Source organism: Kitasatospora sp. NPDC086791, assembly GCF_040685975.1.
GTDB lineage: Bacteria > Actinomycetota > Actinomycetes > Streptomycetales > Streptomycetaceae > Kitasatospora.
On sequence record NZ_JBFBOC010000078.1, the window covers coordinates 1 to 1,580 of the forward strand.

General features: G+C 70.6%; 2 protein-coding genes. Both read right to left on the reverse strand.

All coding sequences use genetic code 11. The features are described from left to right. Positions 1-1,493: potassium-transporting ATPase subunit KdpB (kdpB, locus tag AB0Q99_RS34285; RefSeq protein ID WP_363578185.1), on the reverse strand; the 1,493-nt coding region annotated here is incomplete at its 3' end. After that, positions 1,493-1,580 (reverse strand): potassium-transporting ATPase subunit KdpA (locus AB0Q99_RS34290; protein WP_363578179.1); only part of this gene is annotated, 88 nt, incomplete at its 5' end. The genes kdpB and AB0Q99_RS34290, both read right to left, overlap by 1 nt.

A 1,580-nucleotide genomic window follows, 5' to 3' on the forward strand; every position in this document is an offset into this window, starting at 1 on the left:
AGCGGGTTGTCGCCCGTGATCATGACGGTCTTGATGCCCATCCGGCGCAGCTCGTCGAACCGCTCCCGCATGCCCTCCTTGACCACGTCCTTGAGGTGGATCACCCCGAGGACGCGGGCGGGCTTGCCGCCGATCTTCGTGGCCACCACCAGCGGGGTGCCGCCGGCTGCCGAGATGCCGTCGACCAGCGACGAGACCTCGTCGCCGACCGAACCGCCGTTCTCGGTGACCCAGTTGGTGACCGCGCCGGCCGCGCCCTTGCGGACCTGGTGGACGCCGTCGGTCTCGTCCAGGTCGACGCCCGACATGCGGGTCTGGGCGGTGAACGGGACCCAGGTGGCGTGCGTCAACTCGCCCTGGGCGCGGGCCCGCAGGCCGTACTCGGTCTTGGCCAGGACCACGATCGAGCGGCCCTCCGGCGTCTCGTCCGCGAGGGAGGAGAGCTGTGCGGCGCCGGCCAGTTCATCGGTGGACACGTCCGGGGCGGGCAGGAACTCGGCGGCCTGGCGGTTGCCCAGGGTGATGGTGCCGGTCTTGTCGAGCAGCAGGGTGTTGACGTCGCCGGCGGCCTCGACGGCACGGCCGGACATCGCCAGCACGTTGCGCTGGACCAGGCGGTCCATGCCGGCGATGCCGATCGCGGACAGCAGCGCGCCGATGGTGGTCGGGATGAGCGCCACGATCAGGGCGACCAGCACGATCATCGACTGCGGGGCGCCGGCGAAGGTGGCCATCGGCTGGAGCGTGACGACCGCGACCAGGAACACGATGGTCAGCGAGGCCAGCAGGATGTTCAGCGCGATCTCGTTCGGCGTCTTCTGCCGGGCGGCGCCCTCGACCAGGGCGATCATCCGGTCGATGAACGACTTGCCGGGTTCCGAGGCGATCTTCACCACGATCCGGTCCGACAGCACCTTGGTGCCACCGGTCACCGCGCTGCGGTCGCCGCCGGACTCGCGGATGACCGGCGCGGACTCACCCGTGATCGCCGACTCGTCCACCGAGGCGACGCCCTCGACGACGTCCCCGTCACCGGGGATGACCTGTCCGGCCTCGACCACCACGTGGTCGCCGAGCCGCAGGGCCGTACCCGGCACCTCTTCCTCGTCCTGCGTGGCGGGCCAGTTCGTCAGGCGGCGGGCGACGCTCTCGGTCTTGGTCTTGCGCAGGGTGTCGGCCTGCGCCTTGCCGCGGCCCTCGGCGACGGCCTCGGCCAGGTTGGCGAAGATCGTGGTCAGCCAGAGCCAGACGGTGATCGACCAGGCGAACACGGACGGGCTCGCGATCGCGGAGATCGTGGTGACGACCGAGCCGACCTCGACCACGAACATCACCGGGTTCTTGACCATCACCCGGGGGTCGAGCTTCTTCACCGCGTCCGGCAGGGAGGCGACGATCAGCTTCGGGTCGAGGAGACCGCTGGCCACTCTGTGCGGCGCGGCGGACTCGGCCGTGGTGTCGGCCGTTGCGGGAGTGAGCGTGGGAGTGGACATCAGGAGGAGAGACCTTCCGCGAGCGGCCCGAGGGCCAGGGCCGGGAAGTAGGTGAGGCCGACGACGATCAGGACGACGCCCGACAGC